13 protein-coding genes are annotated in these 18,362 nt (G+C 71.8%); 6 read left to right on the forward strand and 7 right to left on the reverse strand.

Going from position 1 to position 18,362, the window contains the following annotated elements; translation table 11 throughout:
- Positions 1-82: 82 nt before the first annotated feature.
- Positions 83-571, forward strand: coding sequence for a glutathione peroxidase (locus FLX07_RS10615; protein WP_142570094.1), 489 nt, complete (start codon positions 83-85; stop codon positions 569-571).
- Here FLX07_RS10615 and FLX07_RS10620 read toward each other — a convergent pair.
- Entirely contained in the window at positions 561-1,565 is a 1,005-nt protein-coding gene (locus FLX07_RS10620) for a LacI family DNA-binding transcriptional regulator (protein WP_142570095.1), read from the reverse strand. The genes FLX07_RS10615 and FLX07_RS10620 overlap by 11 nt on opposite strands.
- A 126-nt stretch (positions 1,566-1,691) precedes the next feature.
- On the opposite strand from FLX07_RS10620, the gene FLX07_RS10625 reads away from it, so the two are divergent.
- Positions 1,692-2,912: an ABC transporter ATP-binding protein gene (locus tag FLX07_RS10625; protein ID WP_142570098.1), complete on the forward strand. Its 1,221-nt coding sequence runs from the start codon at positions 1,692-1,694 to the stop codon at positions 2,910-2,912.
- Between the two features lie 6 nt (positions 2,913-2,918).
- Here FLX07_RS10625 and FLX07_RS10630 read toward each other — a convergent pair whose 3' ends face one another.
- Positions 2,919-4,034 (reverse strand): MraY family glycosyltransferase, encoded by a 1,116-nt coding sequence (locus FLX07_RS10630; protein ID WP_167748194.1) that lies wholly within the window; start codon positions 4,032-4,034, stop codon positions 2,919-2,921.
- A complete protein-coding gene (locus tag FLX07_RS10635; protein WP_142570102.1) occupies positions 4,031-5,200 on the reverse strand; it encodes a glycosyltransferase in 1,170 nt (389 codons plus the stop codon). The genes FLX07_RS10630 and FLX07_RS10635 overlap by 4 nt, the downstream gene beginning before the upstream one ends.
- 165 nt (positions 5,201-5,365) lie before the next feature.
- Here FLX07_RS10635 and FLX07_RS10640 point away from each other — a divergent pair, with 165 nt between their 5' ends.
- On the forward strand, positions 5,366-6,586 hold the full coding sequence (locus FLX07_RS10640) for a nucleotide sugar dehydrogenase (RefSeq protein ID WP_142570104.1): 1,221 nt from the start codon (positions 5,366-5,368) through the stop codon (positions 6,584-6,586).
- 1 nt (position 6,587) lies between these two features.
- Here FLX07_RS10640 and FLX07_RS10645 read toward each other — a convergent pair whose 3' ends face one another.
- Positions 6,588-7,337 (reverse strand): SDR family NAD(P)-dependent oxidoreductase, encoded by a 750-nt coding sequence (locus FLX07_RS10645; RefSeq protein ID WP_142570106.1) that lies wholly within the window; start codon positions 7,335-7,337, stop codon positions 6,588-6,590.
- Between the two features lie 51 nt (positions 7,338-7,388).
- Entirely contained in the window at positions 7,389-7,715 is a 327-nt protein-coding gene (locus tag FLX07_RS10650) for a carboxymuconolactone decarboxylase family protein (protein ID WP_223853261.1), read from the reverse strand.
- 795 nt (positions 7,716-8,510) lie between these two features.
- On the opposite strand from FLX07_RS10650, the gene FLX07_RS10655 reads away from it, so the two are divergent.
- The 3 genes from FLX07_RS10655 (at position 8,511) to FLX07_RS10665 (ending at position 13,328) form a co-directional block, all read left to right on the forward strand.
- On the forward strand, positions 8,511-9,182 hold the full coding sequence (locus FLX07_RS10655) for a hypothetical protein (protein WP_142570110.1): 672 nt from the start codon (positions 8,511-8,513) through the stop codon (positions 9,180-9,182).
- Between the two features lie 13 nt (positions 9,183-9,195).
- Complete coding sequence (locus tag FLX07_RS10660) at positions 9,196-12,177, forward strand: AAA family ATPase (protein WP_142570112.1); 2,982 nt, start codon at positions 9,196-9,198, stop codon at positions 12,175-12,177.
- Between the two features lie 359 nt (positions 12,178-12,536).
- Positions 12,537-13,328, forward strand: coding sequence for a ThuA domain-containing protein (locus tag FLX07_RS10665; protein WP_142570114.1), 792 nt, complete (start codon positions 12,537-12,539; stop codon positions 13,326-13,328).
- 161 nt (positions 13,329-13,489) lie between these two features.
- Here FLX07_RS10665 and FLX07_RS10670 read toward each other — a convergent pair whose 3' ends face one another.
- Positions 13,490-14,995: an aldehyde dehydrogenase family protein gene (locus FLX07_RS10670; protein WP_142570116.1), complete on the reverse strand. Its 1,506-nt coding sequence runs from the start codon at positions 14,993-14,995 to the stop codon at positions 13,490-13,492.
- Between the two features lie 38 nt (positions 14,996-15,033).
- A complete protein-coding gene (locus FLX07_RS38345; protein WP_280116548.1) occupies positions 15,034-18,018 on the reverse strand; it encodes a helix-turn-helix transcriptional regulator in 2,985 nt (994 codons plus the stop codon).
- Between the last annotated feature and the right edge of the window lie 344 nt (positions 18,019-18,362).

Raw genomic sequence — 18,362 nt, forward strand, 5'->3', positions numbered from 1 at the left:
CTACCGTTCCCGGGGACGTGGCTTACCGTTCAAGGCGCGCCCTGCGGCGAGAACGGACGGGACCCTCGTTTAGGGTGCGGACATGAGCGTTCTCGATATTCCGGTGACCACGATCGACGGCGAGGGCACGACCCTCGGCGACCTGCTCGGCGGCGGGGCCGCCCTGGTGGTCAACGTGGCGTCCAGGTGCGGGCTGACCCCGCAGTACGAGGGCCTGGTCGCGCTCCAGCGGGCGTACGCCGATCGCGGATTCACCGTCGTCGGCGTGCCCTGCAACCAGTTCATGGGCCAGGAGCCCGGCTCGGCGGAGGAGATCAAGGAATTCTGCTCCACGACCTACGGCGTGGACTTCCCGTTGCTGGACAAGACCGAGGTCAACGGCCCGGGGCGGCATCCTCTCTACGCCGCGCTGACCGAGGTCCCCGACACGGAGGGCGAGGCGGGTGACATCCAGTGGAACTTCGAGAAGTTCCTGGTCGCCGCCGACGGCCAGGTGGTGGCCAGGTTCCGGCCCCGCGTCGTCCCGGAGGCCCCGGAGATCGCCGAGGCGATCGAGAAGGTCATCGCCTAGGCGATGACACCTTGGGCCCGCAGCTCGCTCGTACGACGAGCTGTGTGGGCAGCGTGACGGCCGGAGGACGCCTGCCGTGCCGCAGCACCAGCTCCGCGGCGCGATAGCCGATGTCCTGGGCCGGCTGGGCGATCACCGTCAGCGGCGGGGAGCACAGCTCGGCCCAGGGCACGTCGTCGAACATGATGAGCGACACGTCCCTGGGGATGCGCACGTCCAGCTCGCGGGCGGCCAGCACGGCCGCCTCCCCGAGCACGTTGCCGCCCGCGATCACCGCGGTGACGTCCGGCCGGTGCTGCAGCAGGCCCGCGGCCGCGGCGTAGGCGGAGTCGCGGCTCGACCGGGCGTGCACCACCAGATCCCGGTCGGCGGGCAGGCCCAGTGAGGCGATCGCGGCCCTGAACGCGGCCACCCGCTGTGACTGCGCGTGCCGGCCGATATAGGCGATCTTCCGGTGGCCCAGCCCGGCCAGGTACTCCACCGCCGTCAGCACCCCCGCCCGGTCGTCGGGCACCACGCTGGGCACGTCCGTGCGCACCCGCCGGTCGGCGAACACGACGTTCAGTCCCGCACGCAGGGCGGGCGCCCACATCTCGCCGTCCCCGGACGGCACCGCGATCACCCGGTCCATGCTCTGCTCGATGAGCGTGCCGATCAGCTCGGCCTCCCGCTCGGGGTCGTCGCCGGTGACCCCCACCGTGACGGGCTCGCCGTACGACCGGGCGCACGACAGCACGCCGTCGGTCAGCCGCGCGTAGAAGCTGTCGGTGATGTCGGGGACCAGCAGGCCGATGCCGCCCGTCCGCCGGCGCCTCAGGTTGCGTCCCAGCGCGCTCGGCCGGTAGTCGAGCCGCGCCGCGGCGGCGAGCACCTTCTCGCGGGTCTCGGCGCTCGCCGAGCCGCCCGACAGGACCCGGGACACGGTGGCCACCCCGACCCCGGCCGCCTCCGCCACTTCCTTGATCGTTATCCGCCCCTGCGATGGACCGCTCATGGAAACGATTCCATCATGGTTCCATGGGCTGTGTCATAGAAAACTTGACAATAGGCGATATTTCGGGGGACAGTTTTGAAAACGTATCCACTCTCTCTTGCTGTCTCGGAAGCGTGAAGGACTGGCATGGCTTCTATCGTTCTGAACAACGTCGACAAGATCTACGCGGGTGGGGTGAAGGCCGTCAACGGCCTCAACCTGGAGATCAAGGACGGCGAGTTCATGGTGCTGGTCGGCCCGTCGGGTTGTGGCAAGTCCACCGCCCTGCGGATGATCGCCGGCCTGGAGGACATCAGCGGCGGCGAGATCGTCATCGGCGACCGCGTCGTTAACCACCTTCCCCCGAAGGACCGCGACATCGCGATGGTCTTCCAGAACTACGCGCTCTACCCGCACATGACGGTCGAGGAGAACCTCGCCTTCGGCCTCAAGCTGCGCAAGATGTCCAAGCCGGAGATCCAGAAGCGCGTCAACGACGCCGCTCGCATGCTCGGCCTGGAGCAGTACCTCAAGCGCAAGCCGGCCGCCCTGTCCGGTGGTCAGCGCCAGCGTGTCGCGATGGGCCGCGCCATCGTCCGCGAGCCCCAGGCCTTCCTCATGGACGAGCCGCTGTCCAACCTGGACGCCAAGCTCCGCGTCTCCATGCGCGCCTCGCTGAACCAGCTCCACGAGCGCCTCGGCGTCACCACCGTTTACGTCACCCACGACCAGGTCGAGGCCATGACCCTCGGCGACCGCGTCTGCGTCCTGCGCGACGGTGTGCTCCAGCAGGTGGACACCCCGCAGAACCTGTTCGACAGCCCGGTCAACCTGTTCGTCGCCGGCTTCATGGGCTCCCCGGCCATGAACTTCACCTACGCCGAGCTGGTCCGCGACAACGGCGGCGCGGCCGTGGCCTTCGCCGGCTACCGCCTCCCCGTTCCCGACTCGACCTTCGCCGAGAAGCCGGGCCTCGACCGTTACATCGGTCGCAAGATCATTCTCGGTATCCGGCCGTCCGACTTCGAGGACGCCGGTTCGGCCAGCGGCAACAGCGCCGGGTGGGTGCGCGTCCCGGTCCGCGCCAACGTCACCGAGGAGCTGGGCTCCGAGATCAACGTCCTGTTCACGATCGACGCCCCGCCGGTCGAGCACAAGGACACCGTCGCCGCCGCCCACGACGGAGACGACGAGGAGACGACGCTGCCGCTGACCGGCGACAAGTCGCTGTGGACCGCGCGTGTCAACGCCCGCAGCCACGTCCGTCCCGGCCAGGAGCTCGAGCTCGTCGTCGACACGCACAACCTGCACTTCTTCGACGTCGACTCGGGCCTGTCCATCGGCCACGAGGCCAACATCGGCCGCTGATCCGGGTCACCCCCGCCGTACTACGGGCGGCGGGGGGGTTCCGGCGGAGCGCGGGCGCGGCACGCGCCCGCGCGGCCGATCGTCGCCGGCCGGCATCCACACGGCCATCCACGCTCCCACCAGGCGCGCGTAGATGGAGTCGTGCCGGAGGCGCGCACAGCAGGAGTCATGCCGGAGGCGGGCGTTGGTGGAGTCGTGCCGGAGGCGCGCACAGCGGAAGCCGTGCCGGAGGCGTGTGTAGCAGAGCAGCGCGGCGGCGGTCCCGGCGGTGACCGCGGCCACGGCGCTCGCGGGCACCCAGCCCAGTGCGACCGCGAGCCCGGCCGTTCCGGTGCCGGCCGAGACGCCGCACAGCGCGGGCGACGCCTTCCGCGCCGGCCCGGCAGGCCGGTCCGCGTGCCGTGACCGGCGGACGGCGTACACCCCGGCCCCCACGATGGCCGAAAGGGCCGGCAACAGCAGCCCGGACGCGACCACGGCCGTGCCCCGTCCGGCTGTCAGCCCGGCGGCCGTGCAGGTCAGGACGAACCCCGCGAACAGCGAGGCGGACGGCCCGAGCCGGACCCTGCCCCGCGCCCTGCCGTGGGGGAGGGCGCCGAGGCACGCCCCGGCCAGGGCGGCCGCGAGCACCGCGAGGGACGGGTCGCCCAGCACGAGCGCCGTCCCGGCGAGGAACGCGCCGGTGACGGCGGCGACCGCGGCCAGTGCGCCGCCGAGCCGGTCGAGCAGCCCGTACGCGTTGGTCATCGCGACGATCCACATCACGCTGACCGGGCCGTCGAGCCAGTCGCCCGTCAGCGTCACCTGCACACCGCACAGCACGACCCCGCCCGCCGCCACCGACTCCACGATCAGCCGCGTGACGAGCGGCAGCGTGCCCACGTCCGCGATGAGCCCGAGCAGCGCCACCGCGGCGGCGGCCAGCAGGACCGCGCTCACCCGCCGGTCGAGCGGGCCCACGGCCGCCATCGTGCCCGTCACCGCGGCGCCCGCGGTGGCCGCCGCAAGCGTCACCCCGCCCAGATAGGGGACCGTGCGCCGCACCGGGCGCAGGCCCGCGGCGGCGAACAGGCAGGAAACGGCTCCCGCGAGCGCGGGCGCCAGCGCCGCAAGGGGCGTCATCGGCTGCCCACCTCCGATCGCGTCGCGCCGCGCAACGCCCGGTAGAGGGCCTCGGTGTCGCCCACCAGCCGGTCCACGCAGAACGCCCGCGCGGTCCATACGCGGGCCGACTCGCCCATCCGCCGCGCCAGGCCGGGGTCCACCAGCAGCCGTACGACGTGGTCGGCCATCTCGTCCGGGTCGGGCTCGGTCAGGAACCCCGTGCGGCGGTCCATGACGACCTCGGGAACGCTGCCGACGCGCGTGGCCACCACCGGCAGGCCCGCCATGCCGGCCTCCACGAGCGCCAGCGGCGTGCCCTCGCTGTCGGAGGTGAGCAGCACCACGTCGGCCGCGGCGTACACGGTCTCGACGTCGCGCCGCCAGCCGAGCAGCCGGAAGGAGTCCCACATCGGCATGACGGCCCGTTCCACCTCCTCCTTCAGCTCGCCGCTGCCGCAGACGAGGAATCGGGCGCCGGGCAGCCGGGCCAGGACCGCCCTGGCGACCTCCGCGAACCGGTCGGGCCGTTTGGCCTTCTTCAGCCGGCCGACGTACGCCACGACCGGCGCGTCCAGCGGGACGCCCAGCGCGGCGCGGGCCCGGCCACGCTCGGGCAGGGGGGCGAGCCCGGCGCCCGGCGGGATGACGACGTACTGCTCGGGCCGGCCGATCCCGGCCGCGAGGAGGTCGTCGCGCACCCGGGCGCCGACCGTGACGAGGCGGTCGGTCATCCTCGCCAGCCGGCGCTCGGTGCGGATGTAGACGGTCCGCCGCAGGCGGGAGAGCTGCCCGTCGAGGAGGTGGCCGTGGTAGCTGTGCACCCGGGCGGCCCCGAGGCCCGACAGCCGTACCGCGAGGCGGCCGAGCGCGCCCGCCTTGGTGGTCCTGGTGTGCACGATGTGCGGCCTGAACTCCCGCATCGCGTTCGTCAGCCGGAACAGGGCCCGGTAGTCGTCGGCCGGCTTGATGGCGCGGCCGAGGCCCGGCACCCGGTGGACCGGGATCGTCACGTCGCGAAGCTGCAGGTGGTCGCCCTCGCCGCCGTCGACGTATCCGGTGTACAGGCGGTGGTCGAACTCCACCGGGCTGAGCCGCTCGCACAACCCGGTGACCTGGGTGGCGGGACCGCTCACGTTCATCCGGGCGATTATCTCCATGACACGAATCCGGTCGTCCGGTTTCATGCTGGCTCCTCCCTGATCATGTGGAGAAGCTAGTCCGCGGTCCCACCGCCGAAGGGGTGCCCGGACGCCGCCGGAAGAGACTTTTCCCAATCCGTACCCAAGCCTTACAGCTGTCCCGTCCGCCAATCCCGGGGGCGGCGACGGGGTCGCTTCTACAGTCGTAGCGTGGCGGAGAAGCTGGTGGTCGTGGGCCAGGGCCCGGCCGGGCTGCCCTTGGCGATGCGCGCCGTGGAGGCGGGATTCCGCGTCGTCGGCCTCGACGAGGACGAGTGGCGGGTCAAGCGGCTGAACGCGGGGGAGCCGTGCGCCGAGGGCGTCGGCGCGGGGGCGCTGGCCGCCGCGCACGCCTCCGGCCGGTACGCGGCGAGCGCGGACGCGGCCGACGCCTCCGGGTTCGACGTCTGCGTGCTCACCTCGCCCGTACGGATGCGGAACGGCGCGCCCGACCTCGGCCCGCTCGGCTCGGCCGCGGGGCGGATCGCCCCGTTCCTGCGGCCGGGGGCGACCGTGGTGCTGGAGGGCGCCGCTTATCCCGGCACCACCGAGGAGTTCGTACGGCCGCTGCTCGAACAGGGGTCGGGACTGAGCGGAGACGACTTCCACCTCGGCCACAGCCCGCACCGGGCCGAGCCGGGCAATCCGCGCTGGCGGCTCGGCAACACGCCCAAGGTCGTCTCGGGCGTCGACGCGGCCTCGCTGCGAGCGGTGACGGACTTCTACGGCAGGCTGGTGCGGGAGACCGTCCCGGTCTCCTCGCCCCGGGTGTCGGAGCTGTGCGCGCTGCTGGAAAGTGCCCGCGCGCACGTCGGCGCGGCTCTGGCCAACGAGCTGTCGATCTTCGCCGCGCACCTCGGCGTCGACGTGTGGGAGGCGGTCGAGGCCGCCTCCACCACACCGTTCGGGCACGCCGCCGCGGCCCCCAGCCCCGCGATCCAGGACTCCTGTCTGCCGCTCGACGTGGCGTACCTGCCGTGGGGGATCCGGCGCGGCGTCGGGCGGGGATTCCGGCTGATCGAGGCGGCCAACGACGTCAACGCGCACATGCCCGCCCACGTGGTCGACCGGCTCGGCCTCGCGCTCAACCGGAGGTGCCGCTCGATCAGGGGCAGCAGGATCCTGCTGCTCGGGCTGTCGCCGGTCGAGGTCGCCAAGACGCTGTGCCGGCTCGGAGCGCGGGTGCGGGCCGCGGATCCGCAGGCCGAGGATTTCGTCGTACCGGCGGGGGTCGAGATGGTCGAGCCCGACGCCGCCGAGATGGCCAGGGCCGACGCGGTCGTCGTGCTCGGCGGACAGGACTGCTACGACTACGACCTGGTCCAGCGGGCCAGCCGGTTCGTCTTCGACACCCGGGGCCGCTGCCGCGGCCCGAACGTCGAACGGCTGTGAGTCAGCGGTAGCGCAGCCGCGCCACGCGGCCGACCAGGTTGAGCGGCAGGAGCCTGGCGAGTGCCGCGACCGCCTTGTAGCGGGCCGAAGGGACGCTCACCCAGGCCCCGCGGGCCAGGTCGCGCATCGCGTCGGCGGCGACGCGGTCGGCCGACAGCCAGGCGAAGCGCGGCAGGCCGGACATGTCGAGCTTCGCCCGGTCGTGGAACTCGGTCCGCACGAACCCCGGGCACAGCGCCATCACCCGCACGCCGTCCCGGTTGACCATGTTGGCCGCCGAGGCGCTGTAGTTGACCACCCACGACTTCGTTGCGCTGTAGGTGCCGCCGGGGAGGAACGCCGCGACCGACGCCACGTTGATCACCCCGCCCCGCCTCTTGGAGATCATGTACGGCAGGGCCGCCCGGGTCAGCCGCAGCACCGCCTCGCAGTGCAGCCGCAGCATCCGGACCTCGTCCTCCACGGGGGTGTCGAGGAAGCCGCCGTGGTGCCCGAACCCCGCGTTGTTGACCAGCAGGTCGATGCCGGAACGCAGCCGCTCCTCGGCCGCCGCCATCCCCTCCTCGGTGGTCAGGTCGGCGTGCAGCGGCTCGACCGGCACGCCGTACCGCTTGTGCAGGGCCTCGGCGGAGGCGGCGAGCCGCTCCTCGTCGCGGGCCACCAGGACCAGGGAGAACCCGTCGGTGGCCAGGCGGCGTGCGAAGGCGGCGCCGATCCCGGCCGTCGCGCCGGTGATGAGTGCGGTGGGCATGACGGCAGCGTACCCACCGCACGGATCCCCCCGTCCGGCCCGTGGCGGCGGTCACACCTCGGCGGTGCGGCTGATCAGCTCCTCCACCTTCGCGCTGAGCCGGGCCGCCCGGGGCCACCCGGCGTACAGGGTGAGGAACACGACCGTTTCGCGTAGTTCGGCCGGGGTCAGCTCGTCCGAGCGCAGGGCGGTGTCGAGGTGCAGTTCGAGCATTTCGTCCATGTCCTGGCCGACGAGCAGGCCGAGCAGCAGCAACCGCCGTTCCCTGACCGTGAGCACCTGCCGGGACCACACCTCGGAGAACATGCGCTCCGCCGTCACCCCGAAGAAGCCGTCCGGCCCCTCGCCGGTGCTGTTTTCTTCGTAGACCTGCTTCATGTGCGCCTGCCCTTCCCCGCGGTGATTCCTGACGGCATGCATCAAGTTGTCGTGTTCGGGGCGGTCAGGCGTTACATGATCTGCTCATCCGACACTGACCGATCTCACGATGCGGGCTTTCCCGGGTGCCGCGGGTGCAGGACATGGGCCGTCGATCGGGTGCGAGCGTGCCGGCAGGAACGGGATCGGCCGGCTCGAACAGCCGGAGGGGGCATTGGACGCAAGCGCACAGGAGGGAATCGCATACGACGGAAGCGGGGTGCGGACGGAAGCGGGGGAGCCGTGTCCCCGAATATCGCGCCGGACGCGGCGAACAACAATGCGAACGTCGCCGGGACCGGCATTTCGGGCCCCGGCCGTCGGGGTCACGTGTACAGGCCACGAGTGCGTGCGGCAGCCGTTTGATGTGCCGGAACCCGCTTTCGCCGGTCGTCCTTTGGGTATCGGGATCAGAGGTGAGTCTGCCGTCCAGTCCGTGCGTCCCGGAGGCGTACTCGGGCCGTCCCCGGGGCGTACTCGGGGCGTCCTCGACGGCGCCCACGGAGCCGAGGAACAGAAGGAGGAGGAGGAGCGGGCCGGCGGCCGGAAGAGATCCGGGTGCGCCCGGCGCCGGTGATGCGAGTGACCTCCGTATAACAGGAGGAATCAAGATCCGAGAAAGATTCGGTCTAGTTTTCCGGCGCATCGCAGACTTACCGTTGAGAAGGATGGTTGAAAAACGGGCACTACTACCTCGTAGACCCGCAAAGCGGAGGATAGGCCCTGGTGGAAAAACCGCGGGTAAGGACCGGGGTGGTGGGAACGGTCGTGGGGGCGGCGGTGGCCGCCTCTGTGCTGTCCGGCTGTGCCGGCCCTGAATACACCTACGTACACGACGATTCGGGCGGCACCTACTTCAAGGTTCCCGCGTCATGGCGGCAGATCGACCAGAAGGCGCTCGACAAGGTGGTCTTCGGTGACGCCGAGTCGACCACCGCGCAACTCGCGAAGCAGGCGGTGTGGGCGGCGGCGTTCGACGCTTATGACGAGCCGTCCCTCGTTCACCTGATCCAGGGTTCGGCCGGCGCCGAGGACAAGCCGTTCGCGTTCGCGAAGGTGCAAAAGCTCAGCGAGGACGACCAGAACGCGGTGTCGCTCGACGCTCTGCGCATGTCCCAGCCGATCCCGGTGCCGGTGACGAAAGAACAGCAGAAGGCGATCGAGGCGACCGGCTTTTCGGGCTTCGAGTTGCTGGCTGACGAGATGCTCCCCATCACGGACGGCGTCCGGGGCGTCCGCAGCGTCTACAACTACCGGCTCGGAGACGGCCCGGTGCAGACGTTCGACAAGACCGTTTACCTGTCGGCGGACGGGACGACGGTCTCCACGCTCCTGATCCGCTGCTCGCCCGCGTGCTATCGGAAGCGGGCCGCGGAGATCGACACCGTCGTCAAGTCCTTCAAGGTCAAGCACCTCATCAACCCGTGAAGGAGCCCCTCATATGAGCACGGCCCTCCCACCGAAGCACCACGAGGGGCTTCGTGAGCCGGGGTCGGGTCCGGTGGACCGCGACCCCCGCACCAGGAAACGTCTGCCGCTGTGGGACCGGACCAAGTTCCTGATCCTGCTCGCCGTCGCGTTCGGTGTCCTGCTCTGGAACACCATCGCCACCTACGAGGGCATCATCTCCTTCTATGACGCCTTCGTGATGACCGTCAGGGAGGCCTCCTGGGTCCTGTGGCTGGCGGGCGTCGAGCTGGTCCGGCAGATCCACTTCCTGATCAGCGAGCGCTCGGCCGGCTACCACCGCTTCTGGACGCAGAACGTCTTCGGCGGCTGGAACCGCTGGACCCACCGCAGGTTCAACGACTGGAACCGCTACCGCATCGCGCGGGCCGTCAAGTGGGTCGTCTGGATCGCGGTCATCGCACTGGTGCTGGGCAAGGTGCAGCAGGTCTCGCCGCTCCAGGCGCTCTACAGCGTGCCCGCCACCGTGTGGGGCTTCCTCCCCATGGTCCTGCAGCTCATGCTGATCATGGTGGTCGCCGTCGGGCAGTTCGTGGCGATCTTCTGGTTCCTGTCGCGCGGCGGCGTCGACGTCTACTACCCCGACGACATCAAGACGCGCTTTTCCGACGTCTGGGGCCAGGACCACGTCGTCGAGCGGGTCAAGGAGAACATCGTCTTCCTGGAGAAGCCGGACGAGATCGAGGCCAGGGGCGGCTACGTGCCCAGCGGCATCCTGCTGTGGGGCCCGCCCGGCACCGGCAAGACGCTGATGGCAGAGGCGGTCGCCGGCTCCACCGGCAAGCCGTACGTGTTCGTCGACCCGGGCGCGTTCATCAACATGTTCTTCGGCGTCGGCGTACTGAAGGTCAAGTCGCTGTTCCGCAAGCTGCGCAAGCTGGCCCTGCGTTACGGCGGCGTCATCGTGTTCTTCGACGAGGCCGACTCGCTCGGCAATCGCGGCGCGCTGGCGCAGGGCGGACCCGGCGGCTGGGGCAGATCGGCGCCGGCGCCGTTCGGCCCTGCCTCCTCCGAGGGGGCCGGCTGCAACGGCTTCGCCTACCTCGACCCGCACACCCGCACCGTGCTCGGCCGTAACGCCGCGGGCCCGGCCGCCGAGGCCGCGCCCCCGCGGATGCCGCGCACCGGCGCCTTCGTCAACCGCGTGATGTACGGCGGGGGCATGGGCGGCGGCGGTGGCGGCATGGGCACGCTGGAGGCGCTGCTCACCGAGATCTCCGGACTGAAGAAGCCGCGCGGCTTCGTCAACCGCTACGTGCGCAGGCTGCTCGGCATGCGGCCCAAGCCGCCGCCGAAATACCGCATTCTCATCATGATGGCCACGAACCTGCCCGAGGCCCTGGACGAGGCGCTGCTGCGGCCCGGCCGCATCGACCGCATCTACAAGGTCGGCTATCCCTCCAAGGCGGGCCGGATCCGCACGTACAAGGGCTACTTCGACAAGGTCAGCCACCAGCTCGGCGACGAGCAGATCGACAAGCTGGCCACGATCACGCCGTACGCCACCGGTGCGACGATCAAGGACCTGGTCAACGAGTCGCTGATCACCGCGATCCGGGACGGGCGGGAGACGATCACCTGGTCGGACGTGATGCGGGCCAAGCGGCTCAAGCAGCTCGGGCCGCCCGAGGACGTCGAGTACATCGAGCGTGAGCGGCACGCGGTCGCGGTGCACGAGGCGTGCCACGCGGTTGCCGCCTACCGCACCCGCCACCACCTGGAGATCGACCTGGCGACGATCGAGAAGGGCGCCGACTACCTCGGCATGGTGGCCAGCATCAAACCGGAGGACCAGTTCACCCGGTGGAAGTCGGAGTACGAGGCCGACATCATGGTGTCCCTCGCCTCGCTGGCGGGGGAGCGGATGTTCTTCGGCGAGGACAACTCCTCGGGCGTCTCCGGCGACCTGCAGAGCGCGACGGCGATCACCGGGCTGATGGAGGCCCACTGGGGCATGGGCATCGGGGTGGCCTCGCTGCCGGCGTTGCAGGAGCTCGGCCTGCGTGAGGGCAAGGCGGCCCAGCCGCAGCCGGGGGGCGGCGGCACCGGCTTCACCGGCACTCCCACGAGCCGGCGCGACGAGATGGTGCCCGACATGCTCCCCGAGCGGATCGAGTTCAACCTCAGCCGGCTGTTGGAGAAGACGGCCGAGCTGCTGCGCGAGCACCGCCGCGAGGTGCTGTCGGTCGCGCACGCGCTGGAACAGCACAAGACCCTCAACGGCGACGACGTGGTCGCGGTCATCGAGGGCAGGATGGGCCCGCTGATCGACGGCAGCGCCTACACCTCCGACGAGTTCTACGAGGAGATCGAGGCGTACCACACGGCCGCGGTGGCGGCCCACAAGGCGCACAGCGAGGTGCCGGTCGAGCTTCCGCTGCCCCGGACGCGGGTGATCGAGGCGTCGGTCGTGGCGGCGTCTCCGGGCGGCGCCGCGCCGGTGCTGGTCGCTCCGCCGCCGAACGGCCTGACCGGCGGCAACGGGCGCGCCCCGGCGGTGCAGACCGGCGTGGCGGAGCCGGACTTCGTGCCCTGGAACCGCACCTCTGCCCCGGTCTCCCCCGCCCCGCTGCTCGGGGAGCCGACCGGCGCGCCGCGCCGCACGTCGTACGGCGCCCTGTGGGCGGTCGTCGGGGTCGTCGTGGCGGTGGTGCTGCTCACACTGCTGGGGGTGCTGCTGTTCGCCTCGCCGCGGGGCGCGTCCGCCGCCGGAGCCGCCACCGTCGCAGGCGTGCCCACCGGCACGGCCGTGCTGCTGGCCGTCGCGCTGGTCGCGGTGATCGGCGGCATCGCGGTCGCGGTCCTGCTGGTCCGCTCCCACCAGGCGGGGCGGCGGCGGGCCGAGGAGGCCAGAGACCGGGCGGCCGAACGAGCGCAGTTGCTCGCGGCGGCCATGGACCCTGAGGTCGCCATGCGGCTGCTCGGCTACGAGGGCAGGCGCGGCCCGGAGGCCTGAGGCATGCTGTGATCCGATCCCCGGTGGGCCGCGCCCGCCGGGGATCGGCGTTGTGCTGTGGTGGGGCCGGCCGGTGTGTGCCCGGCGTTGACGCGTCCTTCCGGCCGGGGCTGGGACCTGGGCGAACGGACTGTCCGCGGTACTTCTGACACGACCACCACTTTGTCCTACCGCCTACGAAAGTGGATGAAACCTTGGCGTAACTTCTTCCCCATCGTGATCAAAGACGGTAACTTGGCGCCCACTTGAGGCCGTCGCCACCTTCCGGCGTACGGCCCCGCCTTCGTCACCGGACCCGTGACCCCACCCGTACGGGCAGGCCACGGCGTCCAGGGCGCACTAGATGGAGGACTGTCACCATGTCACGTAAGGGACTTCTCGCTCTGGCGGCGCTGACCGCGATCGTCGCACCGGTGTTCGCCGGCGCCGCCGCGCAGGCGGCCGTCACGGACGACTCCGCGTTCCGCGTGCTCGTCTTCGGCAAGACCACCGCCTTCCGGCACGACTCGATCCCCGCAGGTGAGGCGGCGATCCAGAAGCTCGGCCAGGAGAACGGCTTCGCAGTCGACGTGACGGAGGACGCGGCCCAGTTCACCGACGAGAACCTGGCCAAGTATCAGACCGTCGTCTTCATGTCCACGACGGGCGACCCGCTCGGTCAGCCCGAGCAGAAGGCGGCGTTCGAGCGCTACATCGAGAACGGCGGAGGCTTCGCCGGCGTTCACGCCGCCGGAGACTCGGGCTACAACTGGGCCTGGTACGGGGGCCTCGTCGGCGCCTACTTCCGCAACCACCCGGCACAGCAGAACGCCACGGTGAAGATGATCGGCCAGGGCGCGGCGTCCAACCGCGGGCTGCCGAACCGCTGGAACCGTTTCGACGAGTGGTACAACTACCGCACCAACCCGCGCGACGCCGGGGTGCGCGTGCTCGCCACCCTCGACGAGACGTCCTACAACCCCGGCTCCGGCGCCATGGGCGACCACCCGATCGCCTGGTGCCACAACTACGACGGCGGGCGCGCCTGGTACACGGGCATGGGCCACACCAAGGAGGCCTACAGCGACCCGCTGTTCCTGAAGCACCTGCTCGGTGGCATCAAGATGACCGCCGGTGCGACGAACTTCCCCTGCGACCCCGACGGCGAGTGACCGCTCGCGAGGAACGCCCCATCGCGTGACGGGCGCCGGGATGCCGATCATCTGAGGCGGCCGAGCGAGGCGGATGACGGGCGCGCCGTCCGGTGCCTGCACCGGACGGCGCGCCCACGCGTTCAGGACCGCGGGCCGCCGGGCGGCGAGCGGTCCTCGGGTCAGAGCCGGAAGCCCAGGTCGGGCGTGATCTCCGTCACGTCCATCTGGGCCTTCTGCAGGCGGCCCGAGTAGTCCCAGTTCATCGCCTGCCAGCGGGTGAACTGGTCGAGCACCCACATGCCGCTCTGCCTGCTGCCGTTGCCCGACTTGCCGTTCCCGCCGAACGGCAGGTGGGCCTCCGCGCCGGAGGTGGAGTTGTTGACGCTGACCATGCCGGCCGACACGCCCTCGCGAAACCGGAACACCGCCTTCGGGTCGGTGGTGTAGATGGACGACGACAGGCCGTACCCCGGCCGGTTGGCCAGGTCGATGGCCTCGTCGAGGGTGGAGAACGTCGTCACGCCCACGATCGGGCCGAACGTCTCCTCCAGGAACAGCCGGTCGCCGGGGCGGACGCCGTCCACCACCACAGGGTGGTAGTAGAGGCCCTCGCCGTCCATCCGGCCGACCGGGCCCGGCAGCACGGTGTGATGCGGCTGGATCCAGCCCAGATACTCCTCGTATCGCTCGGCGAACTTGTGGTCGAGCAGCGGGCCGTACAGCACGTCGCCGTTCGGGTCGCCGACCTTCGCGTCGCGCACCGCCTCGGTGAACCGGCGCAGGAACTCGTCGTGGACGTCCTCGTGGACGATGACCGTGCCGAGGGAGGTGCACCGCTGACCGGCGGTGCCGAAGCCGGAGAACATGGCGCCCTCGGCGGCGAGGTCGAGATCGGCGTCCGGCATGACGACCATCGGGTTCTTGCCGCCGAGTTCCAGACAGGGCGACTGCAGGTGCCGCCCGCACAGCTCGCCGACGGCCCGGCCGACCGCGCTCGATCCGGTGAAGCCGACCTTCTGCACGGTGCCCTCGCCGAGCGCGTGGTCGAGACCCGCGTACGTCTGATCGCCGTCGGCGAAGACCAGGTTGAGCACGCCGTCGGGCAGTCCGGCCGCCGCGAACAGCCGGTAGAGCGCGTGCGCGGAGGCCGCGGCGTATTCGGCGGGCTTCCACACCACCGCGTTGCCGCACAGCAGCGCCGGAACCAGATACCACGAGGGGACGGCCACCGGGAAGTTGCCCGCCGTCACGACCGCCGCCACGCCGACCGGGACACGGAAGGTGAACAGGCTCTTGTCCGGCATCTCCGACGGCACCGTCTGCCCGTAAAGGCGGCGGCCCTCGCCGAGGAAGAAGTCGCAGGTGTCCACGATCTCGCGGACCTCGCCCAGCGCCTCGGCGTACGGCTTGCCGATCTCCTCGGTCACCAGCCGGGCCAGCGCCTCGGTGTTGGCCTCGACCAGGCGGCCGATCGAGGCGATCACCCGTCCGCGCACCGGCGCGGGGACGCGCGCCCACTCCCGCTGGGCCGCCGCCGCGGCGCGGCAGGCGCCGGCGAAGTCGTCCGCGCCGGCGAGCAGGACCGTCGCCACCGTCTGCGCGGGTCGCGCCGGGTTCACGGACTCGTACGGCGTGCCCGAAGGCAGCTCCTCACCCGCGACGACGGAAACGATCTGCAGAGCCACCGCTGACCTCCGGAATTGTTGCTGGTTCCAAGCCTCGATTACACAGTATTTCCGTCCGCGGCGCCCGGCGACAGGCCCTCCTGCAGTGCCACCGCGGCGGCCTGGGTGCGGCTGGTCACGCCGAGCTTGGCCAGGATGTTCGAGACGTGCACGCTGACCGTCTTCTGCGAGATGAACAGCCGCTCGCCGATCTCCCGGTTGGCCAGGCCGCCCGCGACGTGCGCCAGCACCTCCCGCTCGCGCGCGGTGAGCGCGGACAGCCGCGCCGGCTCCCGTGCCGCTTTCGGCTGCTCACCTGCGGCGCCGCCCTGCGTGTCGCCGGCCCGGGCGTCACCGGGGTGGGTGTCTCCGGCGTGGGCGGCGGGGGAGGCGGGGGAGGCGGCGGGAACGGTCGCCGTCGGGTCGGGGAATCCGGCTCGCGTTCCGACCGCTCTGAGCGTCTGGAGGAAGGGCCGGGCTCCCAGCGCGGCGGCTGTGTGCACTGCGCGCTCCCACTCGGCGCGGGCCGCCGCGCGGTCACCCGTCCGCAGCAGGCTCTCGGCCAGGCGCCACCGCGACCGCGCCTCCTCGTAGCGGAAGCCGAAGCCGAACGCCGCGGTCGCGCGCCGCCAGACCTGCGGATCCTCCGTGCCGTGCGCGCGGTGCCACTCGGCCTCCGCCCGGGCCAGCCAGGCCATTCCCTCCGGCCCCAGCCGGCCCCGAGGGCCGTTCGGCCCGTTCTGCGCCGCCCACCGCGCCCGGCGTAGCAGGTCGTCGCAGGGCTCACCGGTCCGGCCGAGGTCGGCCAGCGCCCACAGGCCGGTGGCCGCGATGCGGATCACACTGGGATCGAACGGCTCCAGCGCCGCGACGACCGCGTCGACGTGATCGAGCGCGGTGAGCGGGTCGCCGCGCCACAGCGCCTGCTCGGCCGCCATGCCGCGCGCCATGTAGCCGATCAGCTCGTCCGACCAGAAACGGGACAGCCACCGCAGCCGCTCGTCGGCCACCGGGCGCCCCCGGCCCACCTCGACGAAGAGGGCGAACGACGACAGTTGCGCCTCGGCCCTGGTGCCGACGCGGACGCCGAACCCTCCCGCCAGCCGCTCGGCGGCGTCCCAGTCGCCGTCGGCGTAGTGCACCAGGTAGTGCAGGAAGCGCAGGTCGGTGCCGAACGTGCTCCAGGTGAGCCCGGTCTCCCCGGCCAGCCGTACGCCGTCCTCGGTGATGCGGGCGGCCACCGCGAGGGCGCCGTTCTCGTACTGGATACGGGCGAGGTTGAAGCGTGCCCGCAGGTCGATGGACAGGTCGCCCGAGGCGCGGCGGGTGGCGCGCGTGAGCAGGTCGACGGGGTGCTCGACGCTGCTCCCGAACTCCTCCTCGATCAGGGCGAGCGAGACGAGGGCGCTGACCTCCGCGTCGCGGGCGCCGGTCGCCTCCGCGACCTCCAGCGCCCTGGACGCCGTCGCCGCCGCCTCCTCCTCGTGGTACTGCCGGAAGAGTGCGCGGGCGTAGGTGGCCAGGGCTCTGGCCAGCAGCGGGCTGTGCGGTGCCGCGTCCACCGCCTCGCGGGCGGACGCGACCGCCTCGGCCTCGTCGCCGCCCGCGTCCGCCAGATAGTAGGACAGCCGCTCGCCGGTCTCCGCGATCAGGGCCGGGTCGCTCGCCTCGCGGCGGATCCGCCGCACCTGCTCCGCCGCCCGGTGGTAGTCGCCGGCCGCGGCCGCCGCCGCGGCGCTGGCCAGTGCGATCCTCGCCCGGTTCTCCCCGGCCAGCCGTTCGGCGTCCGGCACCTGCTTCCAGACCTCCAGCGCCCGCTCGAAGTGCCGGTGCGCCTCCGCCGGCGCGCCGAGCCCGGCGGCCAGCCGTCCGGCCTCCACCGACGCCCGCAGCGCGCCCGGCAGGTCGTGTCCGGCGAGATGGTGATGGGCCAGCTCGGCGGGGGAGCCGCGGCGTTCGGCGAGTAGCGCGGCGAACGCGGTGTGCAGGCGGGTCCGCTCACCCGGCAGCAGGTCGTCGTAGACGGCCTCCTGGAGGAGCGCGTGCCGGAACGTGTAACCGTCGCTGCCCGCCGTGAGCAGCCGCTGGGAGACGATCTCGCGCAGCGCGTCCTCCAGCGGCAGGTCGCCGAGCCCGGTGGCGTCGCGCAGCAGGTCGTGGCCGACCCGGCGGCCGGCCACGGCGGCGACCCGCAGCACCTGACGGGCGGTCTCCGGCAGGGTTTCCACCCGGGCGAGCAGTAGGTCGGCCAGCGTTCCGGGCAGCCGCGCCCGTTCGGCGCCGGCCGCCAGGAGCTCCTCGGCGAAGAACGGGTTGCCCCCGGCGCGCTCGATCAGGGTCGTCAGGCCGCGTCCCGCCACCGGTTCCGCGGGGCCCTCGCCGCACCGGTCGAGGACAGCGAGATACTCGGCCATGTCGTCGTCGCCGAGCGGTGGCACCTCGACGGAGGTGACCAGCGGCAGCCGCCGCAGCTCGGCCAGGACCGGACGCAGCGGGTGGCGGCGGTGGAGGTCGTCCGTGCGGTAGGTGCCGACGAGGCAGACCCGCTCGCGCTGCAGCATGCGAGTGAGGAAGACGAGCAGGTCCCGGGTCGAGCGGTCGGCCCAGTGCAGGTCCTCGAACACGAACAGGACCGGCTGTCGCCCGGCCACCTCCGACAGCATGTCGAGCACCGACCCGAACAGGCGCTGCTGGGCGAGCCCCCCGGTGGTCCCCTCCGTGGGGCCCGTCTCGTCGCCGGGCAGCAGCCGCCGCAGCGCGGGACGGGCCGTGACGGCCGGGCCGACCGGCCCGCCGGCATCGGCGGCGGCGCCGCGCAGGGCGTCCGCGAGCGGCAGATAAGGAAGGGCGTCACCGAGCTCGGCGCACTGGCCGGTGAGTGTCACGAAGCCGCGCCGCTGCGCGAGGTCGCACAGCTCGGTGACGAGCCGGGTCTTGCCGATCCCCGCGTCGCCGCCCACCAGGGCGACCCCCGCGAGCCCGGCCGCGGCGGCGTCCAGCACGCCGACGAGCCGATCGAGCTCCGCGGAACGCCCGATCAGCACCCTTTGCGGCGTACGCGCAACCACGCAGGTGAGTATGACACGCGACCCCGACAGAACCGCTCCCGCGCGTGCGCCCGCCGCCGCGGCGGGCCTCGAAGCGTAATCCGCAAGCCCGTGAACTTTTCAGCGTCCGCCGAACCGGTCAGGGGCGGTTCGAGCGCATCGCCGTGCCTATCCACCAGGCTGAATGCTTCTCGTCGTGCAATGCCGGATGAAGGGCACTTTTCGGAATCATTTCGGGTGCCGTTGACGACTCGGCGAGGTCGCCCGATACTTTCGCCAATACGCCGATACTTTCGGCGTCGTGACGACGGCGAGGTGGCCCCGGCTTCCCCCGCCCACGG

This window comes from Microbispora bryophytorum (genome assembly GCF_006874465.1).
In the GTDB taxonomy this organism is placed as follows: Bacteria; Actinomycetota; Actinomycetes; order Streptosporangiales; family Streptosporangiaceae; genus Microbispora; species Microbispora bryophytorum.

Coding starts and splice junctions, on each gene's coding strand:
- FLX07_RS10615 (WP_142570094.1), top strand. CDS start 83: ATGAGCGTTCTCGATATTCCGGTGACCACGATCGACGGCGAGGGCACG.
- FLX07_RS10620 (WP_142570095.1), bottom strand. CDS start 1,565: ATGAGCGGTCCATCGCAGGGGCGGATAACGATCAAGGAAGTGGCGGAG.
- FLX07_RS10625 (WP_142570098.1), top strand. CDS start 1,692: ATGGCTTCTATCGTTCTGAACAACGTCGACAAGATCTACGCGGGTGGG.
- FLX07_RS10630 (WP_167748194.1), bottom strand. CDS start 4,034: ATGACGCCCCTTGCGGCGCTGGCGCCCGCGCTCGCGGGAGCCGTTTCC.
- FLX07_RS10635 (WP_142570102.1), bottom strand. CDS start 5,200: ATGAAACCGGACGACCGGATTCGTGTCATGGAGATAATCGCCCGGATG.
- FLX07_RS10645 (WP_142570106.1), bottom strand. CDS start 7,337: ATGCCCACCGCACTCATCACCGGCGCGACGGCCGGGATCGGCGCCGCC.
- FLX07_RS10650 (WP_223853261.1), bottom strand. CDS start 7,715: ATGAAGCAGGTCTACGAAGAAAACAGCACCGGCGAGGGGCCGGACGGC.
- FLX07_RS10660 (WP_142570112.1), top strand. CDS start 9,196: ATGAGCACGGCCCTCCCACCGAAGCACCACGAGGGGCTTCGTGAGCCG.
- FLX07_RS10665 (WP_142570114.1), top strand. CDS start 12,537: ATGTCACGTAAGGGACTTCTCGCTCTGGCGGCGCTGACCGCGATCGTC.